This is a genomic window from Acinetobacter sp. 1000160, assembly GCF_000588715.1.
Classification (GTDB): domain Bacteria; phylum Pseudomonadota; class Gammaproteobacteria; order Pseudomonadales; family Moraxellaceae; genus Acinetobacter; species Acinetobacter courvalinii.
In genome coordinates this window covers 115685-136377 of the sequence record NZ_JFWP02000002.1, presented here as the reverse complement: position 1 = coordinate 136377, position 20693 = coordinate 115685, and the positions used below count along the sequence as shown (strand labels likewise).

The following is a 20693-nucleotide window of genomic DNA, read 5'->3' as shown; positions in this document are numbered from 1 at the left end:
ACAAACAATCCCTCACCCATTGCCTGATCTGATCATGTTATTTCTAATTCAGATCTATCAGTCTATGGAGGAACATGTCATGTCTCGTGGTGATAAAACTGCCTATACTGCAAAACAGAAACGACAAGCCAAACATATTGAAGAAAGCGAGCTAGACCAAGGCCGCTCTCAGGAAGAGGCTGAACGGATTGCCTGGGCAACAGTGAATAAGCAAGACGGCGGCGGTCTCAAGAAAAAGCATAAATAAGCGAATTACGGCTGTAGTTGAGACTTATTATCAACAAAAGTCATATAAATAAGTCCATTTCATTGATACGAATAATAAATATCAATAAAAGGAATTGTTTCTATCGGTATTTTTTGCCTAAAATACGCTATTCAAAATGAAAACCATATTTTTAGGTAGCTGCCGCCATGACCTTTGTTGTCACCGAAAATTGTATTAAATGTAAATATCAAGATTGTGTGGAAGTTTGTCCAGTAGACTGCTTCTACGAAGGTCCTAACTTCCTGGTGATCAATCCGGATGAGTGTATTGACTGTGCACTATGTGAACCTGAATGTCCGGCAAATGCGATTTTCTCGGAAGATGAGTTACCAGAAGGCCAAGAAGTCTTTATCGAGCTCAATGCCGAATTGTCTGAAAAATGGGCGGGCAATAACATCACTCAAATCGGTGAGCAACCTGCTGACCGCGAAGAGTGGAATGGCAAGCCAGACAAGCTGCAATATTTAGAAAAATAATGAAGAAAGGCCAGTTTTACTGGTCTTTTTTATACTTTAATCACACATTTCTTTGCAATTACCTCATTATTCAGGCGCCATTTTGCATTAAAATAATACGCCTATCGATTATGAACTGCGCTTTTTATGATTCGAAATAAATTACAGGGTCTATTATCATTATTTGTCATCCCTGTGATGATGGTGGGTTGCTCGAGTTCAACCCCGAAAGTCAATCAAAACCAAGGTAAAAGAATTTATATTCCTCAAGAACAAGTTACTTTTACCCGCCCTGTTCCTAATAAAGTCGAACCTGCCTCCTATCGCCAATGGCTCGGTCAAGGCGACAATTATGCACGTGTCCGCGAATATGAACAGTTTTTAGCGCGTAATAATGTTGCGCATATTGTGCCAAGTTTTGAATTGTTACGGACGGCACGCGACTGGCAGAAATGTGGCCGTTCTGAATATATGGTGCCAAACCGTGAGTTATGGGGAAATGCCCTGCCAACCTTACGTGTCTTTAAATATCTGGTCGCAGCAAAAGTCTTAACGGATTTTGAAGTTACCTCGGTTTATCGCGATTTACCATTGAACCAGTGTGCTGGCGGCGCAGGTTCATCCAAACATCTGTTTAACTCGGCTATTGATTTCCGCATCGGGCCTGAATATCCGCAGCCTCAAGACTATGCCTTTATTGAACAGACTAAATTCAAGTTATGCCAGTTCTGGGCACAGCATGGACAAAGTCTGGACATCGGCGTTGGTTTATATAGTTCCGGACAGATTCATATTGATACACAAGGCTACCGCACCTGGGGCCCTGACCTGACCCGTAATAGCTCGATGTGTAATTTCTAACAAACCTATATCCACTTAAAAAGAGATCAAATTGATCTCTTTTTTATTTCATTACACCAGATTAATTGAGCAATCAAATTGCACTCTGGTCATAAACGTTTAAAATGCAGCTAACAGATTCATAGGTAAACTTGATTATGCAACAGATGTGGACCGAGATTGATGACTATATCAATTCACATTTAATTCCCACAGACCCAAGACTTCAACATGCATTAGACAATACCGATACCCAGGGTTTTTCTAATCATTTGGCTGTTGCACCTAATCAAGGCATGTTTTTGCAGATGCTGATCCAGATGAACCAATGCAAACGTGTATTGGAATTAGGCACCTTTGGGGCCTACAGTACCATTTGGCTCGCCAAGGCATTACCGGAAGATGGTTATCTGCTCACTGTTGAAGGACGCGATACCCATGTTGTTATCGCACAGGAAAATATTGATTTTGCCAATATGCCCACCACCATCGAGCTAAAAAAAGGCCGTGGTGCAGATATCATGAATCAGTTGATTGCTGAAGGCAGCCAACCCTTTGATTTGATTTTTATTGACGCGGACAAGCAAAGTTATCCTGAGTATTTTGAATTAAGTTTAAAACTGGCTCATTCGGGCACCATTATCGTGCTGGATAACGTGATTCGTGCCGGGGATATTCTGGATCCGAATAACAAGAAGCCGAGTATTGAAGGGATTCGTGAGGCATTCACGGCGTTGAAAGGCCATCCTCAGCTTTTATCTTGCACCGCCTTACAAACGGTCGGCTCAAAAGGTCATGATGGCTTTGCAATTGCCATCGTAAAATAGAGATTAAAAAACAACCTATTTAATTTAGTTGTGTAATATCAACCAATTATATTTATCTCTTATGCTTTTCCATACAGTTATCCACAGGAATTGCGGATAACTATATGGAAAGAAATGAATCACTTAGCGACAAGTAACGGCACATTGGCATTCCGGAAGATCGTAGTGGTAATACTTCCCAGAAAGAACTGATGAATTTTACTATGGCTAAATGCCCCGAGTACAATCAGCTGAATATCGTGTTCCTTTTGATATTCAAGAATATTTTGCGCAACATCACCATAACGGTACACCGATACCACCTCTAAACCGGCATCGGTTAAGTACTTCTCAGGCTCTGCCAGCATCTCTGGATGATCACCGACGTAAAGCAGATGACATTGCAACAGTTTCAACAGATCACTTTTTGCAATCCGTTGCAGCATTTTCTGGCAAGTTGGGGAATATTCATAGGCAAAAATAAACCGTTTTGGTGGCTGGAAATGCTCGCCTACCGTAATGACGGTACAGTTTGCGCCACGGATAAAGTTTTCAACATTACTTCCAATCGGTTTGTTTTTCTCAGCAGCGCGCTCACCCACCCGACCAATAATCACGATATCGTTTTCATCAAGCAGGTTAAAACTTTGTTCAAGAAAATCACCTTTTTCCTGAATCTTGGTACTGGTCAGACCATACTGTTTCTCGATCAGCTCCGAGATATGTTTTAGTAAATTATTACTATAATCCAGGGCCAGCTCACTTTGTTTTTGTTCGAGCTCAGCCAGTTCTTTCAGTAACATGGCATTACTTTCAAAACCAATTACCCCACTGATTTCACCTAAATGATAGCTCGCTGGGTAATAGTCCAGAATTTGCAACAGTACCAATTCTCTTTGTGTCTGTTTAGCTACCCATACGGCCGCTTCAGCCACAGCATCAATGCAGGGTGAAGAATCGATACATGCAATTACACGGTTCATTTTCGCCTCTCTTTAGGTACATACCTTAGGTCTTCTACTTGTTTTTAACTTAACATAGATAAAAGTGAGGAAGGTTAAATTTATGTATCGAATCTCAGATGCTTTTTAATAAACCTTTATTCATTACGATAACGGATTATTTTTGCTGGATTCCCTGCCACAATTGCGTAATCGTCTACATTTTTAGTGACCATACTGTTCATGCCGACTACCGCATGATCTCCGATTTTAATCCCGTCCTTGATGCCCACATGTGCGCCGAGCCAGACATCACGTCCAACTTCAATTCCTTTAGAGCTAACAGGCTGTTGGTAAATGGCACGATCCATTTCCATACCATGATCAAAGGCATATAAATGACTATAGGCTGCGATTCTAACCTGATCATGTAATTTGATCCCTGCACGTCCCCCATCCAGAATACTGTGATGGTTAATCGCGACTTCATTGCCGATCTCTAATGGGCCATGCAAGGTACAATCCGCTGCAATAAAAGTATTATCTCCAATTGAAATCTTACGACCGCGTTCAGCAAAAATATGTGCCAATGGAGAAATGAAGCAGTTCTTACCGATTTCCACCGTCTCCATCTCCATAAGATAGGCCTGATATTCAGCTTGCCATGCTTCTGCCCATTCACGATGTTTCGGCTTGAGTGTCCAATACAGCCACGGCATATAATTAAGGCGCTGTTTATGCTGCTCTCGGTATTTTAATAAAGGATCATTCATTGTCTTGCTCCTCAACCAATACCAATTGCTCTCGACCTCTAGTGACATCTTGGAGTTTTAACCTTAATGGCTCAAGCTGATGCACTTGCAGTCGCGCCTGAACCGTAACACCGGTATCGGTATAAGCTTCCTGATACTCAATCTGTTGCTGCATCAATTCATACTGCATAATGGCCCATTCATTGAACAGACATGCAAAACGTATTTCTTTCTTTTCAATCAGTTCAATTTTTTCTGCTAACAATAAGCACTGGCCTGCGCAACCGCCATAGGCGCGTACCAAACCACCCGTCCCCAGTTTTATACCGCCATACCAGCGATTGACCAGTACAATCACATTGGTGAGTTCATTCCCTTCAATGGTTGCAAGTATTGGGCGCCCTGCCGTACCCGAAGGTTCGCCGTCATCATTAAAACGGACATGATGCCCAATTTTCCATGCCCAGCATTGATGTGTGGTTGAAGTATCTTTGTACTGTTCCAGAAAATCTTTAACCTGCTGTTCATTTTCAACAACAGCCGCAATCGCCTGGAAACGACTTTTTTTAATGTCTTCTTCAAAAGTTACCGTACTGGCAATGGTAAATGGCATAAAAAACAAGATAAAAACTGAAAAACAGATTATAGCTGCTTCACTGGCAAATAAAAAACCTCGCCTGAAGCGAGGTTTTCTCAATCCGCATCCCTTAGCGTTCGCGTAATGCTTCCTTGGCTTTATTAAACGGTTTCAACAGATAATCCATAATGGTTTTTTGACCGGTACGAATATCCACTGTCGCCACCATACCCGGGGTAATACTGAAGGCCTTACCCGCCTTGTTATAGAGGCGATCCGAATCTGTACGGATATAAACACGATAATAAAACTGATCCTGCTTGACTTCATCACGAATAGTATCTGGAGAGATGATGGTAACCTTGCCATCCAGACCACCGTAAATCGAATAATCATAGGCCGTAATCTTTACCAGTGCCTCTTGACCTGGACGAATAAAAGCAATATCTCGCGGTGAAATACGTGCTTCGATCAACAATTTATCTTCCAGCGGCACAATGGTCATCAATTTACCGTTTTGTGGAATCACCCCACCTAAAGTCGTGACATCAATTTCTTTGACCACACCACGTACTGGTGCTTTAAATACCGCACGTTGCAAGCTGTCAGCACGTCCATTCACCACCTGTTGTTGGGTCTGAATATCAGTATTGGCCTTGGAAAGTTCCTCTCGCGCTTTGACATAATATTCGTTACGCGTGTCATTGATCTTATTATTCAAGTCATTGGCTTCACGTTTTAAACGCAATACCTCAACTTCACTGGCTGCACCTTTGGCCACTAATGGCTCGGTCATGGCCAGTTCTTGTCGTACCAGCTTGGCCGCCTGTTCATAACCTGCGATGGATTGCTCCAGATTCTCACGGCGCGAATAATAAAGTGCGGTTTCCTCTTGAACCAGCTTAGGACTTTTCTTGACTTCCTCAGGAAAGGTCAGTGGCGTGCCATTCACTTCGGCACGTAAACGCGCTGCGGTGGCCTGTGCCGAAATCAGTAAAGACTGCGACTCGCCCACATTCGACGCCAACCGTGTCGGATCAAGTTGAGCCAGAATCTGCCCCTTTTCCACCACATCCCCTTCATTTACATCAAGCTTGGTTAGAATGCCCCCTTCAAGTGACTGAATGATCTGCTCTTTTGAAGATGGAATAACTTTACCAGTCCCCGTAGAAACTTCTTCTAAATTAAACAACCATGCCCAGATCAAGAGTACAAGTAAACCAATCCCAATCATCCAAACAACGAGTGTCGAACGAGGTAACTTAGGTTCCTTGTAAGTTACATTCATCGGACGACTACCCGTTTTTTGTTCTTCACTCATAAATTTGCCTCTATGCTCTAAGTATTAAACTATTTTTTGTTTTATTGCTGATTGTTGTAAGACTTGTTCCACTGGCCCATCCATCACGATCTTGCCTTCATTCATGACAATAATCCGGTCCACTAGTTCCAGAACGGCACGGCGATGGGTTGCTACCACCAAAGTCCGATAACCCAGCCAGCTTCTTAAATGGTCAATCAGCTGCTTCTCGGCCACATCATCAATGGCTGCCGTTGGCTCATCCAGCAATAGAATGTTCGGTTGGCGAATCAATAGACGTGCTAACAATAACGCTTGTCTTTGCCCTCCGGAAAAACCGACCCCACCTTCTAACACCAGATGATCCAGTCCTTCTTTCTTCTCATGCACAAAGCTCAATGCACCCGTTACTTTCAGTGCTTTTAAAATGTCTTCATCGCGTGCCAATGGTGCCCCTAACGTCAGGTTTTCACGGATCGTGCCATAGAATAAATGTGCATTCTGATTGAGTAAGCCCATATCACGACGGACATCTGACGGGTCAATCAGGCTAATATCCAGATCATCTAAATGAACTGAGCCTGCATTTGGAAATTGCATGGCAGATAAAATCTGGAGCAGTGTTGATTTGCCTGCACCATTACGCCCAAGAATGGCAATACGCTCACCAGCACGAATCTTCAAATGAGGAATAGACAGACTTGGACGTGGATCATCTTCGGAATATTGGAATACGACTTTCTTCAGCTCATAGTCGCCATGTAGCACTTCTTTATGTACCAGATGAGCCTGATCTGCCTGATCCACCGGCTTTTTCATTAATTCATCCAGACCTTTTTTCGCTACTTTAGCTTGTTGTAAACGCCCGAGAATCCCGGTGATTTGCGAAATCGGTGCCAGCATACGCGAAGACAAAATCGAACAGGCCACCAGTGCACCCGTCGTCATATCCCCTTTCATCACCGCAAAACAGCCCACCAGAATTACCGCGGCATAGGTCAGACCCTGAATCTTTTGTGTCCATGCCGTAAGTACCCCCACAATTTTACGTTGCTGCATACTAATATCGGCAGACACTTCATTCATGTGGTTCCACTGGTTCTGGAAACGCGACTCTGCACGTAATAGTTTGATATCTTCAATACCTTGCACGGCTTCAACCAGAATCGCATTGCGGATAGAGGATTCGCGCATCCCTTCTTGTGCCAGTTGCGCCAGTTTCTTTTGTGCCAAGATTGCAGGCAAAATCATTAAAGGTACGACCAGTAGCATGACCCAAAATAAATTTCCGCCAATCAGCGCAAAAATAACCAGAAATAAGAAGAAAAATGGTAAATCTGCAATCGCGCCCATTGTGGTCGAAGTGACCAGCTCTCGTACACCCTCCAGCTCCCGAATCTGGGAAATAAAAGTACCGGTAGATTTAGAGCGCTCACTATTTTTGATGCGCAGTGCATGACCAAATACACGGTCAGACACTCGTAAATCGGCACGTTTTCCAATAATGTCTGAAATGTAAATACGTGAAAGACGCAGCACAAATTCAAAAATTGCGGCGATAAGTACGCCAGCTGCCAGCACCCACAGCGTCGGAATGGATTGTGAAGGAACGACCCGATCATAGACCTGCATGGAGAAAATAATGGTCGCCAATGCCAGAATGTTGGCAATCATCGATGCCAGCATGATATCGATATAGCGCTTCCAGTCTTGTAAGGCAATCGACCAGAACCAGCTCGGTTGATAAGGCTTGATATATTCATCAACACGCGCATCAGGAACCGACTGTTCAGGACGCAGTACATAGACATTCTTAATGATGTGTCTTAGCGCGCCGACGGCAAATTTCTGTGACAGGCCCTGATCACCACTGAGCTGAATGCTGACATGTCCGGTACCATCCGCCTTATCAATCACACCAACCTGCCCGTCGGCCAGTTCGACCAGTACCGGTAGGCGCCAAGGGTTAATCACGTCATTGCTAAAGGCAACTTTGCGTAAGTTCAGGCCAATCTGCCGACTGATCAGGATCAAAACCTCATCCAGGTTCTGGTTCTGGTTCCAGTCCAGTTGTAAGCGAATCCGTTCTTCAGATGGTTCAATCCGGTAATGTTTGGCGATGGTTAATATTGCCTGTAACCATGGCTGATAATTTATTTTTGTAGTAATCATGGTTGTACCTCAAACCCTTGTATATTTAAATTATTGAGGTCATAGGCCTGACGAGAACGTCCTGTCGCAGCAATGTATTGTGCAATGCTGCTGTAAATATCATAACGTGCTGTTTCAGCCTCTGAGTTCGCACTATGAATCGCTTGTTCAGCATTGAGCAAATCGACTAGAGTCCGTGTTCCCAATTTATATTGTTCTTGATAAAGTTCTCTTGTACGTATTGTTGTTGCTTGTTGTCCTGCCAAAACCTGCATCTGGCGTTGTTTATTTTCAATCTGTTCACGACTGGTACGGATCTGGTCCAGCACCTTGAGATAAACCGCATTCACTTGCGCTCTTGCTGCCTCTTCAGCATAACTGGCGGCGCGTGTTCTGGAAGAAGTCGCTCCCCCTTGGTAGAACTGGCTACTGGCTTCCAGCATGATGGCGCTATCAAAGCCGCCTTCTTTATCATTTCCCGGGTTGCGTCCGTGTAAAGCCTGACTCAGTTCTCCTTTTACCGATAGTGTCGGATAATTACTCACCTGTGTCTGTAATTTTTGATTACGCGCCACTTCAATGCCCGCCTGTGCAGCAATCATTTGTGGAATGGTATTGAACTGTGGTGTTGCGTATAAATCTGATTGTTTTACAAAATCGTCAGGAATGGTCCATTGCACGTTACGGGTATCAAAACCAAGCAAGGTATAAAGATGTTGCTGGTACTGACTGAGTAAAGATTGCTGGGCAATCATCGCCGACTGTGCAGATTGTAAATAAGACTGGGCCTGGATCGGGTCAGCCTGACTACTGATCCCGGCATTGGCACGCAGATTGGCCATTTCCTGAATTCGCTTAATCCCAGCAATCTGCTGATTGGCAATCCGGATAAGCGTCTGATAACGCTGAATATTGATAATAGTTTGTGCCACATCCAAGGAGATATCGTCAATTTTGACCAGCACATTGGCCTGTCCAACCAACACCTTGGCTTTTTCTACATTGACACCCGATTTAACCTTGCCGAAATCATAAAGCATCTGGGTTGCACTCAAGGTCAGTAACTGCTGTCCACGTGTACTTTTCTTCCCCAGATCTCCTGTGCTGACACCACCGCCAATCTGTGGATAGTAGCCTGATTTTGCCACGTCGATATTGGCATTTTGCGATGCCAGTGCCGCGATTCCTTGTGCAATATCCGGATTACGCTGTACCGCTACCTGCACGGCATCTCTCAATACCTTACGCTGATTCTGCCAAAATGCATTTGCGACCGCCGTCTCTTGTGGACGTCCTGATCCAACAACAGGTAAATCATTGCCTAGTGAGGAATCGACCGAGAAGTTGCTCAACTTTTGCATTTGCGCAACTTTAAACTCATCACTACTTTGCGGAACAAACAGTCGAGACAAATTGTTCTTTAAAGTGTGATACTGTTCACTTGGTGTGGTTGCATGTGTCATTGGTACAGATAGCGTTGCTGCATAAAGTAACCACTTAAAACTCATACTTCTTTTCCATGATCCATTATTCACTTTTATATCGTTCTTTAAGTTCATATTTTTTCGTATTGTTATCATTTCAGCATTTTCATTTTAATCATTTTTTTACATAAAACACTATGTTCTAAACACGTTTTCACACATTTATAAGTGTTTATTTTTGTAAAACAGTTCTCATTTTTATAAAATATGCCAAACTAATTAAAAAAATAAAATAAATATTTATCAGCTAATTAGAATAAAATTCTCGCTATTCCCCACTAAATGAGTTGGGATTGAGCAATCTGATTTATATGCAGCCATAAAAAAAGAACCTTTCGGTTCTTTCTTCACATACACAGTTGATTCGAGGTTAAACGACGAAATCATCACCTAAATAGACTTTACGTACCTGTTCATTGTCCAGAATTTCTTGCGGTGTTCCCTCCGCAATGACTGAACCTTCACTAACGATATAGGCTTTTTCACAAATCGCCAGCGTTTCACGCACGTTATGATCGGTAATGAGCACCCCGATACCACGATCTTTCAGCGTCTGGATAATATCTTTAATATCACCTACAGAGATCGGATCGACCCCGGCAAACGGTTCATCCAGCAGCATGAACTTCGGATCTGCGGCCAAAGCACGGGCAATTTCAGCACGACGGCGTTCACCACCAGACACACTCATACCCAGTGAATCTTTAATATGGTTAATTTTAAAATCACTTAACAATTCGTTCAGACGTTGCTGGCGTTGCTGTTTGTTCAAATCTTTACGCGTTTCTAAAATCGCCATAATATTTTCAGAAATGGTTAATTTCCTGAAAATGGAAGCTTCTTGCGGTAAATAGCCGATGCCTTTACGCGCACGTTCATGCATCGCAAGGTCAGACATGTCGAGGTCATCTAAATGAATCTCGCCTTTATCCATCCGAACAAGGCCAACAACCATATAGAAGCTGGTGGTTTTACCTGCACCATTCGGGCCAAGCAGACCCACGATCTGCCCACTTTGCATGGTAAAAGATACATCTTTGACCACCCAACGTTTACTATAGTTTTTCGCTAAATGCTTAATACATAAAGTCTGGGGTTGTTGCACTGCCTGTTCCATTAATCACGTGCCCCTGGGAAGCTTTTAGAGCTTGATGGTGGAATAATGATTTGTACACGGTTACTCGATGAGCCCTGCGCCTCGACATCGCCTTTATTCATACTATATTTCAGGCTATTACCACGGATACTTGATCCATCCTGATACAGGTAAGCATTACCTGTTAGCGTAATAATCCCGGTATCTGCGTTATATACGATATTTTGCGCTTCACCACGTGCCAGACCTTTGTTGGCATCCATTTGTTGCTGGAACTTTGCAGGTCGTCCCTTTGCCGTAATGGTTTGAATTTCTTTCTTGCTATTCAGGTTAGCCACCAGTGAATCTGCTTGCAGTTTCATGGTGCCCTGCTCGATCACCACATTACCGGTATAGGTGGTTACACCAGACTTATCGTTATAGGTTGCGCGATCCGCAACCAGTGAAAGCTGTTGATTGCGGTCTGAAGGCAAGGCAAAGCTGGTGCTTGCAGATAATGCAACCACAGCCACACAGCCGACTTGTTTTAGGAAAGTGAGACGAGATTTAGAATTAAGAGCTTGGCGCATACTTTCCTCGAATTTTGTAAAATTCATATTGACCATTATTCATATTAGCCTTGAGACCTTGACTCACAAACTCGGCAGTCGGTGATTGAACCGTGACCTGATGTTGTGTTTCAAGTTCTCTTGTTTTCGGGTAACCCGTGAGCTCATCGGTATGAAACTCCATTTTACCCTGATCGGACAATTTCGTCGCAACGACATTACCAAGCAAGACAACTTTAGTGTTGTCATCATAGCCATTTGCCTGTTTGGCGTAAAAGGTTGCGTCTGCTTTGCCCTGTTTGTACATCACTGCATTCAGTTGATCAAGCCGAGAGGTTTTCAGTTGCATATTCTGTTGCAACTGTTTCACTTCAGCACGAATATATAAATTACCCTGCTCATCAGTTTGTGTTAAGTGAACACCCTGTGCGGAATAGGTCATATTCTTGGCTGAATCAACATCCAGCTTTTTTGCCTTGCCACTGTAATAATAATAGCCACCGCTCACCGCAGCGACTGCAACAGCAACAACATATAAAACTTTGGTATCCATAAACTGGGTTACCTAACCTTTGAGCAAATCAACACTATATTAATGTGGTACCGCAAGATATTTTTCAAGCAGTTCTTGGTAAACACCTTTTGCCATCAACAACATATCACAGACTTCCCGGACAGCCCCACGACCGCCCATCGCCTGTGTCACCAGATTGGCACGACGACGCACTTCCTCATGACCATTCGGAACAGTGACTTTCATTCCGGCAATTGCAAATGCAGATAAATCCGGCCAGTCATCACCCATATAGATGCAGTCTTCAGGCAATAAACCGAGTTGGGCGCATGCTTCACGTAAGGCCATGCCCTTATCTTCACGTCCCTGATAAACCAGATCGACTCCAAGGTCAGACATGCGTTTTTGAACGATATGGCTTTTCCGGCCCGTGATAATAATCACCTTCATACCCGCTTGCTGGACCAGTTTCATCCCCAGACCATCACGAATATCAAATGACTTAATTTCATCACCCGAATTGGTTAAGGTCACAAAGCCATCGCTTAAGATTCCATCCACATCAAGCACAAGTGCCTGTAAATGACGTGCTTGTTCTTGTAAAGCATAAGATGCCATGGCTTAGTTTACTCCCGCCTGAATAAGGTCATGCATACTGATCACACCAATCACTTTTTTGCTGTCATCCACCACTACAAACTGGTTAATTTTTCTCTCATGCATTTTTTCTAATGCTTCCACCGCACGGGCTTCTTGAGAAATGGTGAACGGATTTTTAGTCATCACTTCAGAAACCGCTAGATTGACATCAAAACCTTGTTGCTGGTCAATCATGCGACGTAAGTCACCATCAGTGAAAATACCCAATAAGGTGTCATGCTCATCAACAATCGTGGTTAAACCAAGACGTTTATCCGAGATTTCATAGAGCACCTTGTTCATCGGTGTATCAGGACGTACCTTGGGTAATTCTGAACCTGTATGCATCAAATGCTTCACATGCAACAGCAAACGTTTCCCCAATGCGCCTGCCGGGTGCGAACGCGCAAAGTCATCTGCGGTAAAGCCACGTGCTTCCAGTAACGCAACCGCCAAAGCATCACCAAGCACTAATGTTGCAGTTGTACTTGAGGTTGGCGCCAATCCGAGAGGGCACGCTTCGTCAGCAGCACCCAGTGTTAATGCCACATCCGCATTTTGTGGCATTGGCCCTTTATCATCACGACTAATCGTGATTAATGGCACACCTAAATGCTTGATCAATGGCATCAACATCATGATTTCATCACTCTTGCCCGAGTTTGAAATCGCAATAAGTACATCGCCACGCACCAGCATGCCCAGATCGCCATGCCCCGCTTCACCTGGATGCATAAAAAATGAAGGTGTACCTGTCGATGCAAATGTAGCTGCCATTTTACGACCGATATGACCCGATTTCCCCATCCCCGTGATGACCACACGACCTTGGCATTGCAATAATATTTCACATGCACGATCAAAATGTTGATTAATCTGGGTGGCAAGCACTTCAATCGCTTGCTGTTCAATACGCAGGGTTTCGAGTGCGCTTTTCTGGAAATTTATGGCGTGTGACATATGAGTTTGACTCAAAATAATACTCTATCTACCAATCGGCAGATGATTTTAATCAAAAGAATGAAGGCGATTCTAACATAACTGTGAATTCTGCACGTTTCTAAATGTATAAGTTTTCATGAAAAATGGAGAGACTTCTAGCAGCGTTCTTGCCTTGCCTTGTGCTATTCAATTTAAAAATTCAGCCTTATGCATCTATATAGAAACCTTGGCTAAATCAAAAATCTGGAATTTACCTTTTTTAACACAAATAAAATTGCTCACATATAAACCTAGTTGTATATACATATTCATATCAATATATACATGATCGTATTTTAATACTGCATGTATTTTTAGTGACAATCAATGCTCCAGGGATAAGGCGTATAAAAATGAGCTCATTGGATGAGAGAGAAAAACATCAATTTATTGAAAACCGCAGTATTGATTTCATTCCCGAACAAGAAAGACATGGCAGTGTTTTTGGGCAATTCACTTTATGGTTCGGCGCCAATTTACAAATCACGGCAATCGTTACCGGTGCTTTGGCTGTGGTTCTTGGTGGAGATGTTTTCTGGTCGATTATCGGTTTGTTGATTGGACAGTGCTTCGGTGCCATCGTGATGGCATTGCATGCAGCTCAAGGTCCTAAACTCGGCCTTCCACAAATGATCTCAAGCCGTGTTCAATTTGGTGTATATGGTGCCTGCATTCCAATCCTGTTGGTTTGCCTCATGTATATCGGTTTTACAGCCACGGGTGAAGTCCTTGCAGGTAAAGCGATTGCGCAACTTATTCATGTCAGCAATAGCACCGGGATTTTAATCTATGCGGTCTTTATTGTGATCTTTGCCACCATTGGCTATCGTTTAATTCACTGGGTTGGAAAAGTTGCAAGTATTATCGGGCTAATTGCCTTTGTCATTATTTTGACTCAAATTTTAACTCATTCAAACATTTCAGAGTTAATTGCTGTTCAAAAATTTAGCTGGTCCTCATTTTTACTCGCGATTTCCCTTTCGGCCTCATGGCAAATCTCATTTGGCCCTTATGTCGCTGACTATTCAAGATATCTACCCTCAAACCCCTCCTCCAGCCGTGTCTTTCTGGCTGTTGGCCTAGGTTCGCTGCTCAGTTCGCAAATCTCCATGACCTTAGGTGTATTGATTGCACAAATCTCACAAGGTGGCTTTGTTGGAAATGAAGTGCAATATGTCGTGGGGATGAATGCAGCCGCACTGATCATTACTTTCCTCTATTTCAGTATTGCCTTTGGTAAAGTGACCCTGTCCACCCTGAATGCTTATGGTTGTTTTATGTGTATTGCAACCATTTGGAATAGTTTCAAACCTGAATATCACATTTCAAGAATGACCCGTTTAGGTGTGGTACTGGCTATGGTTGCCATTTCTACCATCATCGCAATTCTGGGTGAACATACTTTTTTAAATACCTTTAAAGCATTCATTCTGTTCTTGCTCACCTTTTTCATTCCATGGAGCGCAATCAACCTTGTAGACTACTATTTCATCTCTAAAGAACAATGTGATGTTGCGGCACTCTACGACCCCGATGGAAAATATGGTCACTGGAATCGAATCGGCATTGGCTGTTATGTCATGGGCGTGTTATTACAACTCCCCTTTATTGACAGCAAGGTTTATACGGGTAGCATCGCGACTATGCTAGGTGGTGTCGATATCTCCTGGCTGGTGGGTATCTTGGCAACTGCTATGATCTACTATTATTTTGCCAAAAAGGCCCAACTTCGAACGCCCCGTCAAATCCGTTTTGAATAAAGAAAATATTGCAAACTAAAGCCATCTTTTTTCTGCTGATAACTTTATGAAATATGGTGCATACGTTATGATGAATAACGATTTTTGTAGAGTGTTTGAAAACCCTTATGCAACCTTTTGTTCTATATAACTCTGAGCAACGTAAAAAAGTTGAATTTGTCCCACGCAAAGAAGGTCAAATCGATATGTATGTCTGTGGTATGACGGTTTACGATTACTGTCATATCGGGCACGCTCGGGTTATGGTTGCATTTGACTACATCATTCGCTTCTTACGTAGCCAAGGCTGGAAAGTTCGCTATATTCGCAACATTACCGACATTGATGACAAGATCATTGCACGTGCCAATGAAAATGGTGAAAGCATTCAACAGCTCACCGCACGTTTTATCGATGCCATGAATGAAGATGCAGCCAACCTGGGCTGTGCGGCACCAGATGAAGCACCCAAAGCAACTGAATATATTGATCAGATGCAAAGCATGATTAACACCTTGGTGGATAAAGGTGCTGCTTACCCTTCCAGTAATGGCGATGTTTATTTTGAAGTCAGCAAATTCGATAAATACGGTCGTCTATCTGGCCGTAAACTGGACGACATGCAAGCGGGTGCATCTGAACGCGTTGATGTCGAAGTGGAAAAGAAACATCCCTTTGACTTTGTGCTGTGGAAACATGCCAAAGAAAATGAACCTGCATGGGCTTCACCTTGGGGTAATGGCCGTCCAGGCTGGCATATTGAATGTTCTGCAATGTCGACTTGCTGCCTAGGCAATCATTTCGATATTCATGGTGGTGGTTCAGATCTGATGTTCCCACATCATGAAAATGAAATCGCACAAAGTGAAGCCTCAACTGGCGAACAATATGTCAATTACTGGATGCATGTCGGTTTCATCAATGTCGATGGCGAGAAAATGTCTAAGTCTTTAGGCAACTTCTTTACCATCCGCGATGTGATGGAGAAGTTTCATCCGGAAGTGATTCGCTACTTCATTGTGTCGTCGCATTATCGCAGTCCAGTTAACTTTTCTGATGTGGCCTTAAAAGAAGCAAAAACCGCGCTCAGCCGTTTCTATCATTCTTTCAAAGCCTATCAGCAAGTCTATGGTCAAAAAACGATTGAGACTTTAGAACAAAACTTTGTTGAACGCTTTAACAATGCAATGTGCGATGATTTCAATACTGCTGAAGCCATGGCGGTGCTATTTGAACTCAATAAAGAACTCAACCGTGCGGTGAAAGAAGAGCAAGCGGAGCAGGCAACGGCTCTTTACTCTACCCTGCGTCATTTAACTCATATTCTGGGTCTGGTTCAACATGATGTAGATGAGTTCCTGAAATCGGATATTGGTCAGGAAGCCTTAAGCCTCTCTGATGCTGATATTGAAGACTTCATTCAGCAACGAGTTGATGCGAAAAAAGCCAAAGACTTTGCCAAAGCTGATGGTATTCGCCAGTCTTTACTTGATCAGGGTGTAGTTTTGGAAGATACACGCCAAGGTACAATCTGGCGACGTGCTGATTAATTCAACACTTAGCATTATAGAGAGTTGACACTTGAATGAAACTCTCTATAATGCGTCCTATTGCGGGAATAGCTCAGTTGGTAGAGCATAACCTTGCCAAGGTTGGGGTCGCGAGTTCGAGTCTCGTTTCCCGCTCCAAATTCAAAAAAGCCCTTATCGAAAGATAAGGGCTTTTTTATTGATATATTTAAATGCCCAGCCCCCATAACCAACCATGTATACATACTTTTGATCCAATACTATTGAAATCCGGATTTCAACAGTGCCTAGAGCATAGATATTAATTTTTATGTTTAGAGAACCGGTAACCCTGATCACATAACGCGGCAACCACAACAAAGACTGCTGCCGTAATTAAAATCATGATAACACTGGCTGTTGAATGTGTTGGCGATGCTGCAACCATGCTCAACGCACCTAATGGGGCCAATCCACCCGCAATAGCCGTACCAATTTCCCGGCTAGAACTCACGCCGGTAGAGCGGTTCTCCACTGAAAATTGTCGGCATAAAAATGAGCTCTGCGAAGCAAACATCATGGGCGCCAAAATACCGGTTCCTATCGCAATTGCCACATAAATAAAGATATCCTGACCTGTCTCCAGTAGTTTCATAAATGGATATGCAAATAATAGTGATAAAAGCCCACCTAAGATCAGAACTTTTTTACTACTCCAGTAATCGCATAGCCACCCAAACAATGGCACAGTAACAATGGCAACCAAACTGGCAATGGTAATCGACAAGGAGGTAACATGGGCTGTTACCCCTTTAAACTGTGTCAAATAAGCCAATGAGAAGGTTTTAAAAATATAGCTGAGCGCGTTATATCCAATTGCGACAATCAAAACCACCAAGATGCCTTTTAGATTCGCCTTCAGTAAACTTTTAAAAGGATTTTCAGTTCTAATTTCTGAATCATCATTAATTTTTTGTTCAAAATCTGGCGTTTCAGGTAAATTTTTTCTGACCCAAATCCCGACAAGTACCAATACAAAGCTGAGTAAAAATGGAATACGCCAACCGCCATTTAATAAAAACTCATCCCCGTTTAAAGTGAGTAGGAAAATAGTGAGTGAGGATAATAATAAGCCTAAATTCAGACCCAATGCTGGCCAGGCGCCCTGACGACCACGTTTTTCATCTGATGCATGCTCATAGGAGGTAATTGCCGCTCCGGCAAACTCAGCTCCTGCACCAAGCCCCTGAATAATCCGGAAAAAAACCAACAGGATCGGCGCCCAAATCCCGATCGTGTCATAACTGGGAATTAAACCGATAAAAACGGTACATAAACCCATAAGCAAAAAGGTAATGTAAAGCATTTTCTTACGACCATAACGATCGCCAAAAAAACCAAAAAATATACCGCCAAATGGTCGGGCAATAAATCCGATTGCAAAGGTTGCAAAGGCCGCGATTGCTGCTGTACTCGGATCAGATTTATCAAAAAAAACTTTACTAAAAACAATAGAGGCCATCGTGGCATATAAGTAGAAGTCGTACCATTCCAACATTGAACCCACAATGGTCGCTGTGGCCACTTTCTTCAGACGTTTGGCTTTTTCTTGTTCTGTTTCATAAACATTTTGCATATTGATAATCCTTTATTTAAGGCACATGACCCCTATCGCCTATAGTTTCCATCTATAAGACAGGTCATCATTCAAGCGGATAATTAAAAAATAAAAAGACGCGCTAATCTGGAGATCAACAATGGATAAGCATATCGGGATTCAGCTCATCACAACGATTAACACCTAACATTGCCATATTGCGATCGACTTCATCACGTAACAGGTTAATCGCATGCTCAACTCCCGCATCCCCTGCCACAGCAGCTGCATAATTAAAAGGTCGTCCAACGAAGACCATCTTTGCTCCTAATGCGATGGCTTTGAGCACATCTGATCCCCGTCTGAAACCACTATCAATCATGACCGGATAATCGGAACCTAATGCCTGAACCACATCTGGTAAAATTCGCATCGGTGAAGTGGCACCATCCAGCTGACGACCACCGTGATTAGATAAAATGATGCCATCTGCCCCCATGTCTTTGGCAAGACGGGCATCTTTAACACTGAGCACGCCTTTAATCACTAAATGTCCTTGCCAATACTCACGGATCTGCTTGAAATGTTCCCAGTTCAAATGATCTCTGGCAGAAAAATCACGAAGCACATTTGCAGATAAGATCGGCGCACCTCTTGTCGCAAAGGAGTTTTCAAAATGAGGCATTCCATGCTGCATCAATGTCCGGCAGAAAGTCCCAAATAACCAGGAAAGCCGGGTCAGCCCATCCCAAGCCAAACGTAAACTTGGGCGCAGAGGCGTCGAAAAACCTGTACGCACATTATTTTCACGATTGGCAGAAACAGGGATATCCACCGTGATCACCAAGGTCTGAAAACCTGCATGCTTTACCCGCTCCAGCAAGGCCAAAATACGTGCGGTATCCCCGGGAAGATAAGCTTGAAACCATGTATCTGGTGCAGCTTTTGCTACAGTTTCCAACGGAATCAAGGATGAACCACTCATAATTGAAACAATATTGGCAGCCTGTGCAGCCCGTGCTAACACCACATCTCCCCGATAAGTTGACAATGCATTTAAGCCCATGGGTGCGATGCCAAACGGAGCATGATAGGTCTTTCCAAACAGTTCTACTTTTTGATCTCGCCGAGAAACATCTGTCAAGACCTGCGTGATAAAACGATAATCTTTAAAAACTATACGATTATCCTGCAGGCTCGTATTATCTTCTGCCGCGCCAGCAATATAACCAAAGATCGGTCGAGGCAGTTTTCGACGTGCTTTTGCCTCAAAATCTTGTAAACATAAAATATCGTCCAGAATTTTAGGCTGGTGCTTAGAAGGCATCGCTCCTGCCTGAATATTTTGCTTATTTACGTCCATACATCGCTCATCCATATTCCACTATCTACTTTATAGTGATAGAACAACATAAAGAAAAGCGATATTATTTAAACAAGGTTATTCGGAAAAATCGAACAATGTCATCTCCGACCATCAAGCAACTGGAAGCTTTTTACTGGGCTGCGACATGTGATAATTTTGCAATCGCAGCACAACGCCTGCATATCTCTGTTTCATCGTTATCTCAAAGAATTCATGAATTAGAGTGTATTTTAGATCATCAACTGTTTGATCGACGTGGCCATCGAGCGGTTTTAACTGAGGATGGAGAGCGTCTTTTAAGCATGGCCAGTAATGTGCTTGAAGCCGTCATCACCCTACAAACCACCTTTACGAATCAACACAAAGGCTTGAATGGAAGATTGAAGTTTGGTGTGGGCGAATTATCTGCACTGACCTGGTTACCTAAATTTATTGCCATTGCCCAGAAACAGCATCCCCTATTACATTTAGAACCCTATGTAGATGTAGGTGCAGTGCTTGAACAGAAATTAGATGCAGGAGAACTCGATTTTGCCATCATGGCGGGCCGGGCTTCTAAAAGCAGTATTCTCTCTCAGTCTATTACCAAAGCTGATTTTGTATGGATGATCGCCGAGTCTTTACTCGATCAGGGCTCACCCCAAGATTTAATCAGTCTATTAACTCAACATACACTGGTTACACTCCCCGCCGGTGCGGGAACAACCCGTATTCTGGATGACTGGCTATTAAGCCAGAATATTCATGAAATTAAACGTATTACCTGTAATAACTGGAGTGCTGTTGCCGGCATGATTCGAGAAGGTGTTGGGATTGGTTTTTTACCCCAAGGCTGGATGGAAAATGGTGCAGATTCCACACTGATTCAACTTGAAAGTCATCCTCCACTCCCCTCACTGCATTATGCCTTTCAGTGGAGACGTGGCGATATTCGAAATATTATTCCAACCATGCAAATATTAGTACGTGAACACATCAATTTTTCGCTAAGACCGAATGATATTTTATAACACCTGTTCGCCTCCAAATTATGGATAAGAATTCAATATAGAGGCTCTATCAATTTATCTATAGCAATTTAAAAATAGCTAGTCCCCTTGCCAAACTTGGGGACGCGAGTTCATCGCTTGC

The 20693-nt window shown here is 43.1% G+C and carries 20 protein-coding genes and 1 tRNA gene; 8 read left to right on the top strand and 13 right to left on the bottom strand.

Annotated features, from left to right (window positions below; all coding sequences use genetic code 11):
* Positions 1 to 79: 79 nt before the first annotated feature.
* From J699_RS19315 to J699_RS14255, 4 genes are all read left to right on the top strand, one after another.
* The gene (locus J699_RS19315) at positions 80 to 247 is read left to right on the top strand and encodes a hypothetical protein (RefSeq protein WP_032866431.1); all 168 of its coding nucleotides are present in this window, start codon (positions 80 to 82) and stop codon (positions 245 to 247) included.
* Between the two features lie 167 nt (positions 248 to 414).
* On the top strand, positions 415 to 744 hold the full coding sequence (fdxA, locus tag J699_RS0218415; RefSeq protein ID WP_004652744.1) for a ferredoxin FdxA: 330 nt from the start codon (positions 415 to 417) through the stop codon (positions 742 to 744).
* Between the two features lie 126 nt (positions 745 to 870).
* Positions 871 to 1584 (top strand): D-Ala-D-Ala carboxypeptidase family metallohydrolase, encoded by a 714-nt coding sequence (locus J699_RS14250; protein ID WP_005231517.1) that lies wholly within the window; start codon positions 871 to 873, stop codon positions 1582 to 1584.
* A gap of 137 nt (positions 1585 to 1721) precedes the next feature.
* Positions 1722 to 2390, top strand: coding sequence for an O-methyltransferase (locus J699_RS14255; RefSeq protein ID WP_032866429.1), 669 nt, complete (start codon positions 1722 to 1724; stop codon positions 2388 to 2390).
* Between the two features lie 119 nt (positions 2391 to 2509).
* Here J699_RS14255 and J699_RS14260 read toward each other — a convergent pair whose 3' ends face one another.
* The 11 genes from J699_RS14260 to J699_RS14310 form a co-directional block, all read right to left on the bottom strand.
* Positions 2510 to 3352 carry a universal stress protein gene (locus tag J699_RS14260; RefSeq protein WP_005231519.1) on the bottom strand — a complete coding sequence of 281 codons (843 nt, stop codon included), beginning with the start codon at positions 3350 to 3352 and terminating at the stop codon, positions 2510 to 2512.
* 116 nt (positions 3353 to 3468) lie between these two features.
* Complete coding sequence (locus tag J699_RS14265; RefSeq protein WP_032866427.1) at positions 3469 to 4083, bottom strand: acyltransferase; 615 nt, start codon at positions 4081 to 4083, stop codon at positions 3469 to 3471.
* Positions 4076 to 4675, bottom strand: a complete 600-nt coding sequence (locus J699_RS14270; RefSeq protein WP_005231521.1) for an IMPACT family protein — start codon at positions 4673 to 4675, stop codon at positions 4076 to 4078. The genes J699_RS14265 and J699_RS14270 overlap by 8 nt, the downstream gene beginning before the upstream one ends.
* Positions 4676 to 4769: 94 nt before the next feature.
* On the bottom strand, positions 4770 to 5960 hold the full coding sequence (locus tag J699_RS14275; protein ID WP_005231522.1) for an HlyD family type I secretion periplasmic adaptor subunit: 1191 nt from the start codon (positions 5958 to 5960) through the stop codon (positions 4770 to 4772).
* A gap of 24 nt (positions 5961 to 5984) precedes the next feature.
* The gene (locus tag J699_RS14280) at positions 5985 to 8108 is read right to left on the bottom strand and encodes a type I secretion system permease/ATPase (RefSeq protein ID WP_032868162.1); all 2124 of its coding nucleotides are present in this window, start codon (positions 8106 to 8108) and stop codon (positions 5985 to 5987) included.
* A complete protein-coding gene (locus tag J699_RS14285; RefSeq protein WP_005231524.1) occupies positions 8108 to 9598 on the bottom strand; it encodes a TolC family outer membrane protein in 1491 nt (496 codons plus the stop codon). Before J699_RS14285 ends, J699_RS14280 begins: the two co-directional genes overlap by 1 nt.
* 346 nt (positions 9599 to 9944) lie before the next feature.
* On the bottom strand, positions 9945 to 10691 hold the full coding sequence (gene lptB / locus J699_RS14290; RefSeq protein ID WP_032866424.1) for an LPS export ABC transporter ATP-binding protein: 747 nt from the start codon (positions 10689 to 10691) through the stop codon (positions 9945 to 9947).
* Positions 10691 to 11239: a lipopolysaccharide transport periplasmic protein LptA gene (gene lptA, locus J699_RS14295; RefSeq protein ID WP_005231525.1), complete on the bottom strand. Its 549-nt coding sequence runs from the start codon at positions 11237 to 11239 to the stop codon at positions 10691 to 10693. Before lptA ends, lptB begins: the two co-directional genes overlap by 1 nt.
* Positions 11223 to 11771 carry an LPS export ABC transporter periplasmic protein LptC gene (gene lptC, locus J699_RS14300; protein WP_032866421.1) on the bottom strand — a complete coding sequence of 183 codons (549 nt, stop codon included), beginning with the start codon at positions 11769 to 11771 and terminating at the stop codon, positions 11223 to 11225. The genes lptA and lptC overlap by 17 nt, the downstream gene beginning before the upstream one ends.
* A gap of 39 nt (positions 11772 to 11810) precedes the next feature.
* Positions 11811 to 12350: a KdsC family phosphatase gene (locus J699_RS14305; protein ID WP_032866418.1), complete on the bottom strand. Its 540-nt coding sequence runs from the start codon at positions 12348 to 12350 to the stop codon at positions 11811 to 11813.
* A gap of 3 nt (positions 12351 to 12353) precedes the next feature.
* Positions 12354 to 13331 (bottom strand): KpsF/GutQ family sugar-phosphate isomerase, encoded by a 978-nt coding sequence (locus J699_RS14310; protein ID WP_005287734.1) that lies wholly within the window; start codon positions 13329 to 13331, stop codon positions 12354 to 12356.
* Positions 13332 to 13705: 374 nt separating this feature from the next.
* On the opposite strand from J699_RS14310, the gene J699_RS14315 reads away from it, so the two are divergent.
* The 3 genes from J699_RS14315 to J699_RS14325 all read left to right on the top strand — a co-directional run bounded on the left by J699_RS14315 (position 13706) and on the right by J699_RS14325 (position 16779).
* A complete protein-coding gene (locus J699_RS14315; RefSeq protein WP_032866415.1) occupies positions 13706 to 15112 on the top strand; it encodes a purine-cytosine permease family protein in 1407 nt (468 codons plus the stop codon).
* Between the two features lie 107 nt (positions 15113 to 15219).
* Positions 15220 to 16641, top strand: coding sequence for a cysteine--tRNA ligase (gene cysS, locus J699_RS14320; RefSeq protein WP_032866409.1), 1422 nt, complete (start codon positions 15220 to 15222; stop codon positions 16639 to 16641).
* A 62-nt stretch (positions 16642 to 16703) separates the two neighbouring features.
* A tRNA-Gly gene (locus tag J699_RS14325) sits at positions 16704 to 16779 on the top strand.
* Positions 16780 to 16921: 142 nt separating this feature from the next.
* On the opposite strand, the gene J699_RS14330 is transcribed toward J699_RS14325, so the two are convergent.
* Together J699_RS14330 and J699_RS14335 are read right to left on the bottom strand one after the other, a co-directional pair.
* On the bottom strand, positions 16922 to 18235 hold the full coding sequence (locus J699_RS14330; RefSeq protein WP_005231536.1) for an MFS transporter: 1314 nt from the start codon (positions 18233 to 18235) through the stop codon (positions 16922 to 16924).
* Positions 18236 to 18350: 115 nt separating this feature from the next.
* Positions 18351 to 19559, bottom strand: a complete 1209-nt coding sequence (locus J699_RS14335; protein ID WP_032866406.1) for an alpha-hydroxy acid oxidase — start codon at positions 19557 to 19559, stop codon at positions 18351 to 18353.
* A 98-nt stretch (positions 19560 to 19657) separates the two neighbouring features.
* On the opposite strand from J699_RS14335, the gene J699_RS14340 reads away from it, so the two are divergent.
* Positions 19658 to 20572: a LysR family transcriptional regulator gene (locus J699_RS14340; RefSeq protein WP_032882729.1), complete on the top strand. Its 915-nt coding sequence runs from the start codon at positions 19658 to 19660 to the stop codon at positions 20570 to 20572.
* The last annotated feature ends 121 nt before the right edge of the window (positions 20573 to 20693 follow it).